Origin of the sequence: Runella defluvii (assembly GCF_014195535.1) — a bacterium.
Taxonomy (GTDB): domain Bacteria; phylum Bacteroidota; class Bacteroidia; order Cytophagales; family Spirosomataceae; genus Runella; species Runella defluvii.
In genome coordinates, this window is the sequence record NZ_JACIBY010000007.1 from 334,283 (window position 1) to 342,770 (window position 8,488).

General features: G+C 46.5%; 4 protein-coding genes. 3 read left to right on the forward strand and 1 reads right to left on the reverse strand.

From position 1 onward, the window contains the following. On the forward strand, positions 1-5,344 hold a 5,344-nt coding region (locus FHS57_RS18355; RefSeq protein WP_183976224.1), incomplete at its 5' end, for a beta strand repeat-containing protein. 147 nt (positions 5,345-5,491) lie between these two features. Continuing rightward, the gene (locus FHS57_RS18360) at positions 5,492-6,820 is read left to right on the forward strand and encodes a PKD domain-containing protein (protein ID WP_183976226.1); all 1,329 of its coding nucleotides are present in this window, start codon (positions 5,492-5,494) and stop codon (positions 6,818-6,820) included. A 30-nt stretch (positions 6,821-6,850) separates the two neighbouring features. On the opposite strand, the gene FHS57_RS18365 is transcribed toward FHS57_RS18360, so the two are convergent. Then, positions 6,851-7,102, reverse strand: a complete 252-nt coding sequence (locus FHS57_RS18365) for a BPTI/Kunitz domain-containing protein (protein ID WP_183976228.1) — start codon at positions 7,100-7,102, stop codon at positions 6,851-6,853. A 186-nt stretch (positions 7,103-7,288) separates the two neighbouring features. Here FHS57_RS18365 and FHS57_RS18370 point away from each other — a divergent pair, with 186 nt between their 5' ends. Beyond that, positions 7,289-8,341: a sugar phosphate isomerase/epimerase family protein gene (locus tag FHS57_RS18370; protein WP_183976230.1), complete on the forward strand. Its 1,053-nt coding sequence runs from the start codon at positions 7,289-7,291 to the stop codon at positions 8,339-8,341. The last annotated feature ends 147 nt before the right edge of the window (positions 8,342-8,488 follow it).

Here is an 8,488-nt window from a genome sequence, read left to right on the forward strand (position 1 = left end):
CAAAACCGTAAGCCCCGCCACGACGACGACTTACACGGCGACGTGTACTCCCACGGGCGGAGGTAGTCCTTGTACTTCCTCGGTAACGGTGAATGTGACAAATTGTACTATAACAGCCTCGGCATCCCCAAATAATATCAACGCAGGCCAAAGCTCGACTTTGAGTTATACAGGCTGTACGAGCGGAAGTGTGAGTTGGGATAATGGTTTGGGCAGAGGAAATACTATTGTTGTTACTCCTTCAACAACAACGACTTACACGGCGACGTGTACTCCCGCGGGTGGTGGCAGCTCTTGTACATCTTCGGTAACGGTAAACGTAACAAATTGTACAATCACGTCCTCGGCTTCCCCCAACAACATCAACGCAGGCCAAAGTTCGACTTTGAGTTACACGGGTTGCGCAAGCGGAAGCGTGAGTTGGGACAACGGTTTGGGAACGGGTAACAACAAAACGGTTACTCCTTCAACAACAACCACTTACACGGCGACGTGTACTCCCGCGGGTGGTGGTAGCTCTTGTACATCTTCGGTAACGGTAAACGTAACAAATTGTACAATCACGGCCTCGGCTTCCCCCAACAACATCAACGCAGGACAAAGTTCGACTTTGAGTTACAAGGGTTGCGCAAGCGGAAGTGTGAGTTGGGACAACGGTTTGGGAACGGGTAACAACAAAACGGTTACTCCTTCAACAACAACGACTTACACGGCGACGTGTACCCCAACTGGTGGTGGCAGTCCTTGTACTTCCTCGGTAACGGTGAATGTAACAAGTTGTACCATTACAGCCTCGGCTTCCTCAAACAACATCAACGCAGGCCAAAGCTCGACCTTGAATTACACGGGATGCGCAAGCGGAAGCGTGAGTTGGGATAATGGTGCAGGAACGGGCAACAACAAAACGGTTACTCCTTCAACAACAACGACTTACACGGCGACGTGTATCCCAACAGGCGGAGGTAGTCCTTGTACATCTTCGGTAACGGTGAATGTAACTAGTTGCACAATCACGGCCTCGGCTTCCCCCAACAACATTAACGCAGGCCAAAGCTCGACGTTGAGTTATACAGGTTGTGCGAGCGGAAGCGTGAGTTGGGACAACGGTTTGGGAACGGGCAACAACAAAACAGTTACTCCTTCAACAATGACGACTTACACCGCGACTTGTACGCCAACTGGCGGCGGCAGCCCTTGTACTTCATCGGTAACGGTAAATGTAACAAATTGTATTATAGCAGCCTCGGCTTCCCCAAATAATATCAACGCAGGTCAAAGCTCGACTTTGAGTTATACAGGCTGTACGAGCGGAAGTGTGAGTTGGGACAACGGCGCAGGAACTGGAAATAATGTAACCGTAAATCCAGCCACGACGACGACCTACACCTCGACGTGTACGCCAACTGGCGGCGGCAGTCCTTGTACTGCTTCGGTAACGGTAAATGTAACAAATTGTACTATAACAGCCTCGGCTTCCTCAAACAACATCAACGCAGGTCAAAGTTCGACTTTGAGTTATACAGGCTGTACGAGCGGAAGTGTGAGTTGGGATAACGGTGCAGGAACTGGAAATAATGTAACGGTAAGTCCTGCCACAACGACGACTTATACCGCCACGTGTACGCCAACTGGCGGAGGCAGTCTTTGTACTTCCTCGGTAACGGTGAATGTAACGAGTTGTACTATAACTGCCTCAGCTTCCCCAAATAATATCAACGCAGGCCAAAGCTCGACTTTGAGTTTCATAGGATGCGTGGGCGGAAGTGTGAGTTGGGACAACGGCGCAGGAACTGGAAATAATGTGACCGTAAGTCCAGCAACGACGACAACCTATTCCGCTACTTGTACCCCTTCGGGTGGTGGCAGCCCATGTACATCTTCGGTAACGGTGAATGTAACTAGTTGCACAATCACAGCCTCGGCTTCCCCCAACAACATTAACGCAGGCCAAAACTCGACCTTGAGTTATACAGGTTGCGCGAGCGGAAGCGTGAGTTGGGACAACGGCGCAGGAACGGGAAATAATAAAACGGTTACTCCTTCAACAACAACGACTTACACGGCGACGTGTACTCCCGCGGGTGGTGGCAGCCCTTGTACATCTTCGGTAACGGTGAATGTAACTAGTTGTACAATCGCTGCCTCGGCTTCCCCCAACAACATTAACGCAGGCCAAAGCTCGACTTTGAGTTACACGGGCTGCACAAGCGGAAGCGTGAGTTGGGATAATGGTGCAGGAACGGGCAACAACAAAACGGTTACTCCTTCAACAACAACGACTTACACGGCGACGTGTACCCCAACTGGTGGTGGCAGCCCATGTACATCTTCGGTAACGGTGAATGTAACTAGTTGCACAATCACAGCCTCGGCTTCCCCCAACAACATTAACGCAGGTCAAAGCTCAACCTTGAGTTATACAGGCTGCATGAGCGGAAGCGTGAGTTGGGACAACGGCGCAGGAACTGGAAATAATGTAACGGTAAGTCCAGCAACGACGACAACCTATATCGCTACTTGTACCCCAACTGGTGGTGGCAGTCCTTGTACTTCATCGGTAACGGTAAATGTAACAAATTGTACTATAGCAGCCTCGGCTTCCCCAAATAATATCAACGCAGGTCAAAGCTCGACTTTGAGTTACACGGGCTGCGCGAGGGGAAGTGTGAGTTGGAATAATGGCGCAGGGACTGGAAGTAATTTAACGGTAAGTCCAACATCAACGACGACTTATACAGCTACTTGTACGCCAACTGGCGGTGGGAACATTTGCGCTACATCCGTCACTGTCAGTGTAATACCTTGTTCAATCTCGGCGTTTTCTTCTCCACCTAGTATTAATGTTGGGCAAACGTCTATTCTCTCTTATACGGGTTGTAGTAATGGAAGTGTTACTTGGAATAATGACGTTGGCAGTGGCAATACCCGTACCGTCATGCCTGTATTCACCACCGCATATACGGCAACTTGTACCCCATTTGGCGGCGGAAATGCTTGTAGTGCTGAGGTAACTGTGTCAGTCAGCCCTGCGCCGATTTTCATTACTTCAACTTCTTCCAAAGCTCCTTCGTGTACCGATGGCAAAAACGGTAGCATTTTCATTGGTTTAAGTCGAAGAACCGTCACGGGAGAAACAAACATTCGCCTAACCCTCCTTAAAAATAACTCACTGGTGGGGACTTTCCTGGGACAAGCGGCTGCCTTTGTAACTCCCGAAAATTTGGACGCAGGTACGTATCAAATAGTGATTGAAACGCTGATTGGTTCGGTAGTGTCTGCACGAGCCGAGGGCAGCATTACCTTGCTTAATCCCTTGCCAGTGGTTTTTTCGTTGTCCAAAACTGACATTAAATGTTTTGGAGGTACGGATGGAACGCTTCAAATTGAAGCGAGTGGCGGGACAGGAGGTTTTTTCTACCAAATTAATGAGGGAAACTCAAGTGCGTTTAACGGAGGTACGAAACACAATCTCACAAATGTCGGCTTAGGAACGTACCGCATTCGGGTCAGCGATAGCTTTAATTGTACCGCTTTGCCCCAAAATATTTCTATCAATCAGCCAAGCGAGAAACTGGAATTGACCAAAATTTCGCAGAAAGATCCGCGTGGGTTTGAAACTAAGGATGGTCAGGGTGTGGTCAGGGTCAAAGGGGGAACGCCTAGTTATGTATTTGAATGGGTCGATGAGAAAGGAGTAAGCTATGGTTCAGGTGAAACAACCTTGCCCGAGAATGCCAACAAGACGCTGCGAGGGGGGACGTATTTTGTCCGAGTCTATGATGCTAATTATGCGACGGCTACCCAAAAAGCGGGCTGTTTTAGCGAAGTGGCTTTTGCGCTGGTAGAGCCGCCCATCATTGAAGCCCGCATTGACCTAGCGAAAGAGGTTTCGTGTTTTGGTAAAAAAGATGGAGTACTGTTGGTTACACCCAAGGGCGGTGTGCCTTCAGCGGCAGGAGAGTATAAGATACAGTTGTTGAGCCAAACCAATGCTTCATCGGTGCTATTGCCCAACAAAAATTCATTTGAAAAGTTGCCAGCGGGTCAATATATCTTGACAGTCACGGATGCCAATGAGGTGTCCCGAACTTTTAATTATACCCTAACAGAACCGTCAAAAGTGGTTACTCGGGTGATTGCAACGACTCAGCCGACGTGTTTTGGTGATAAAACGGGAAGTATTGAAATCAGTGCCAGCGGTGGAAGGGGCGGACATTTGGCTACTTGGAATACGAATAGTAATGCAATGAAAATCACTGGATTGTCGGCTGGAAGATATACCGCCATAGTTACTGATGCAGGCGGATGCCAGTCGGACATCGTTGCGGTTGAAATCAAAGCACCTCCCAAGTTGGACATTGCATTTAGAATCACCCAACCTACCTGCTCTTATTCTTGCAATGGTTCGGTAACGGCGGGTGTTACGGGAGGAACTGGCGCCTATCAAATGTCGTGGGAAGGGCGGATCAGCCAAGACACTAGGCTTGAAAACCTGTGCGGAAACGAACTTTTGTTGTTCAAAGTAACTGATGCCAACCAGTGTGTCGCAACCAAAACGGCCGTTTTACTTCGTCCTGCGGGCATTGTCTCCAAAGTTGAAAGTGAAAAGAAGTTGTGTCAAGGACAAAGCATTCGATTGGATGCTACCAACGAACAAGCGGACAGCTATTTGTGGAAACTTCCCGATGGTACGACTTCTACGCAACCAATTCTTGAAACAAAACTGGCAGGTAGTTATTCGCTTTCACTCTTTGACAAAACTAAATGTGAATTTAAGTCAACCGTCAATGTCACTCAGGTGGCTACGAATGGCAGAATTCGGTTTGCGTCGGCATCCACGGCACCGCGCAACGAGTCAGTGGTTGTGCTGAACCTTTCAGATCCTGCTCCAACTCAGGTGGACTGGTTGTTGCCCAAAGAAGCTTTGGTGAAAATTAAAACCAACGAACGGGTGGAGTTTAGTATCGGAACCCTCGGGAATTATACTGTGGGCGTTAAAGCTACTTTTGCCGCGTGTGAAATGTACCAATCAAAGCCGCTTTCTATCGTAGATTTTTATCCCAAAACGGTTGCAGTCCACAACGATGATGTCGTTTTGAAAGTAAGTCCCAATCCGAGTTTTGACGATTTGGAGGTCAATTTACGTTTTGACCAACCGACTTCATTTAAGCTTCGACTGTTTGAAGCAGGGAATCCCGACCGAGTTGTTTTTGAAATGGAGGAAAAGGACAAAGCTGATTTTGTTACCAAAATCAGCGCCTTTTTGCTGAACTCTGGGCAATACATTCTAACGGTTGATACCCCAACGGGAAGAATCTCCCAAAAAGTAACAGTACTCAAATAAACCACAAGACAAGGTCAGACGAGAGTCAGACCGTTTAACATAGGATAAGGTCAGACGACAGTCAGACCGTTTAACATAGAGACAAGGTCAGACGACAGTCAGACCGTTTAAACAGACGAAAGCCAGACCCTTTAAATTGCCTGAGCCATGTTTAGAGCTTTACTTTATACCGCAACTTTATTTTTTATTCTGGCTGCACTGGTAGGTTGCGTCAAAGAAGTGGCACTTCCAGTGACGGCAGATTTCGACTATCAGTCACCCAATAACTCGTTTACAATACCTGCCACCGTCACTTTTAATAATACCTCAACAGGAGGTGAAACTTTCCTGTGGACTTTCCAAGGGGGCGAGCCAAGTACTTCTACCAAAAAAACACCAGGAGAAGTCATTTATAAAACAGCGGGTACGTTCAATGTCCGTTTGGAGGTTAGTAATTTTGATGGTAGTCAGCGTGTTATTGAAAAAAAAGTTACCATCGACGCCAATTTAAAAGCCGATTTTGGTTACGCTGTAGAAGGAAATACGTACGCTCCTGCCACCGTCAAATTTTCAAATACTTCAGCAGGATTTGAGAAAATTGAGTGGACATTTGAAGGAGGAACGCCTGCCACTTCGATTCAAAAAGACCCTGTTGTCACTTTTGAAACAGGAGGAACTCACAAGGTACGACTGACGGTTTCAAACTCCCGTCTCACCGCTTTTCGAGATACCGTTATTGTATTAGAACCTGAACTGACTCCCACGTTTACTATCGACATCCCCAAGCAATACGATGAATTGGAGGCACCCGTAACGTTACAATTAAAAAATACATCGGTGGGTAATACCACCAATCGTTGGGAAATAGAAGGTGCTGAGGTAAGTCAGTCGCAGGAAAAAGAGCCCTCAGTTCGTTTTTCCAAAGCTGGAACGTACAGCATTTCGTTGGAAGTAAGTAATGGGAAAAAGACAAAAAAAATCAGCCAGTCGATTACCATAAAACCTAGCAAAGGGTACGCGTACATCAAGGATGTAGAGCTGGGGATTTATGACAGTAGGGGAGAACGGGGTATTTTTTATTCCACGACCCTAAGAAAAGCCTTCAAGGAATCGGAAGACGTGACCCTTGCTGAGGCTGCTACCATTGATTTGCTCTTTTTTGGGCTTAATGAATCTTTTAGCTTTAATCGTTTTCTTTCACCTCATGCGGCTGCTTCGGCGGGAGTAAATCCGATTACAGGCGTGGGTAAAACCACCGTAATCAATCCACTAAACGTAGAAAATGTTCTTGATTTTGAAAATTTAGGAGAGGCTCAACTTAAAGCATTGCAGATAATTCGGGATGAGAACGAACCTGATGAATTTTTCGATGAAAAAAGTCCTAAAATCGTGTTGTTCGAAAATGCACAGAAGAAAAAAGGAGTATTGCTTATCAAAGAATTTATTAAGGATGGCGCCAATTCTCGCATTCGTTTTGACATAAAAATATTGAAATAAATCCCTAAATGGGTTTTTTAATCCCTTTTGTCATTTCCGACACTCACAGTCTCGGCAGGCTTCCAACGTCTCAAACGGGACAACGCCACCGCACCCTCCCCACGTAAATTCTTTGCATTTCTTTTCTTTTTTGTCGTAATAAAATCGCTTAAACGCCGCAAAACATACGCCAGACTCAGGTTCCAAAGCGCAATTGGGTGGAATGGGGCAAGAGCCTTCACAACTTAGTAGGCTTATGATGATTGCTGTTAGCCAAGCAGATGAGAGAGTGCGCTTTTTCATAGAGCTTATTGTTTATTATTGAGACTCACAACTTCAACAAAAAGTTGGAATTTAAGCACTATGTTTGTGGCAGCCATCAGTAATAAAACCCGTTTTTCTGCTTTAAAAAGTACCAAAAAGCTTGCAGGAATTTGTTTAATTGCGGGCTGTAACGTAAAACATTTTGTCTTTTACTCGTTCAAACCAATGAAAACCATCAAAGGACCTGCCATATTTTTGGCGCAATTTATGGGCGACGAAGCCCCGTTCAACTCGTTGGATACCATCGCAGCATACATGGCCGATTTGGGCTACAAAGGAATTCAAATTCCGACTTGGGATTCGCGTTGTATCGACCTCAAAACTGCTGCTGAGTCAAAAACGTACTGCGACGAGTACAAAGGAAAATTGGCCGACATCGGCGTGGAAATCACCGAATTGTCTTCGCACTTACAAGGCCAATTGGTAGCGGTTCACCCTGCCTATGACCCTATGTTCGACGGTTTTGCTTCTCCAGAAGTGCGTAATAACCCTGCGGCTCGTACGGAGTGGGCTATTCAGCAATTAAAATGGGCGGCAAAAGCTTCTCAAAACCTCGGATTGACTTCGCACGTGACGTTTTCGGGTGCATTGTTGTGGCCTTTCTTGTATCCATGGCCGCAGCGTCCAGCAGGTTTGGTAGAAACAGGCTTTAAAGAATTAGGAAAACGTTGGAAGCCCATCTTGGATGCTTTCGACGAAGCAGGCGTAAACGTAGGTTACGAACTTCACCCAGGCGAGGATGTTCACGATGGCGTTACGTTCGAGATGTTCTTGGAAGCCGTTGGCAACCACCCACGGGCGGGTATCAACTATGACCCAAGTCACTTTGTGTTGCAACAGCTTGATTATCTACAGTTTATTGATTTTTACCACGAGCGTATTTTTGCTTACCACGTTAAAGACGCTGAGTTTAACCCAACGGGTAAGCAAGGGGTTTATAGTGGTTTCCAAGGCTGGGCCGACCGCGCGGGTCGTTTCCGTTCGTTGGGCGATGGTCAAGTAGATTTCAGCGGAATCTTCTCTAAATTATCGCAATACAACTACGATGGTTGGGCGGTATTGGAGTGGGAGTGCTGCATCAAATCGCCGATTCAAGGAGCTGCTGAAGGAGCACCGTTTATCGCTGACCACATCATCCAAGTGACCGAAAAAGCATTTGATGATTTTGCAGGAACGGGCGCCGATGAAGCCTTTAACCGTAAAGTTTTAGGTTTGTAAATAACCTACCTTCCCGAAAGTTCAAAACTTTCGGGAAGGTAATTTTCAAACTTTGTTGTGCGCTATAAAGTTGAGTATGTTCTTAGTGTCAAAAAGATTAGTACATTCGTTCATTGAAATATGGTCATTAAAATTTTGTAAACCGAT

Excerpts from the sequence above, each read along its gene's own strand:
- FHS57_RS18365 (WP_183976228.1), bottom strand. The coding sequence starts at position 7,102 with ATGAAAAAGCGCACTCTCTCATCTGCTTGGCTAACAGCAATCATCATA.
- FHS57_RS18360 (WP_183976226.1), top strand. The coding sequence starts at position 5,492 with ATGTTTAGAGCTTTACTTTATACCGCAACTTTATTTTTTATTCTGGCT.
- FHS57_RS18370 (WP_183976230.1), top strand. The coding sequence starts at position 7,289 with ATGAAAACCATCAAAGGACCTGCCATATTTTTGGCGCAATTTATGGGC.